This is a genomic window from Tannerella forsythia (assembly GCF_003860135.1).
GTDB classification, from domain to species: domain Bacteria; phylum Bacteroidota; class Bacteroidia; order Bacteroidales; family Tannerellaceae; genus Tannerella; species Tannerella forsythia_A.
Window position 1 is genome coordinate 1 of the sequence record NZ_RQYN01000166.1, and the last position, 462, is coordinate 462.

Genomic DNA, 462 nt, shown 5'->3' on the forward strand with positions numbered 1-462 from the left:
AATATGAATTCTTTGCCGTGATATTCGATGCCGCGGGTAATTCCAGTGCCTATCCGGTAAAAACGGCTCGGACTTCGAAACCCGCCGCCGATACCCAAGATCCCACGCCGGGCAGCTACGGCACCATTACTTCTACCGCCAACAGCATTATAGTAAACTGGACACGCGGCACCGATAACATCACGCCGCAAAACAAGCTAAGGTATCGGGTAAGCTGGATGAAAAAGTCAGCAACAAAGTGGAGTTATACTAATTATATTACCAATATCACATCCTATACCATTACCGGTCTCAGTCCCGATACCGAATATGTACTGGAGGTGCAGGTATGGGATGAAGCCAATAACTACGCATACTACGTTGGAAGAATGGTCAAAACCAAGCCCACCACCATCGCCGTGACGGGCGTTACGCTGAGCCCCGCGTCGCTCAGTTTGGAGGTGGGTCAAACGGGCGGTCTGA

1 protein-coding gene is annotated in these 462 nt (G+C 50.6%); it reads left to right on the plus strand.

Going from position 1 to position 462, the window contains the following annotated elements; genetic code table 11:
* Nucleotides 1-462 (plus strand): fibronectin type III domain-containing protein (locus tag EII41_RS13810; RefSeq protein WP_148091776.1); only part of this gene is annotated, 462 nt, incomplete at both ends.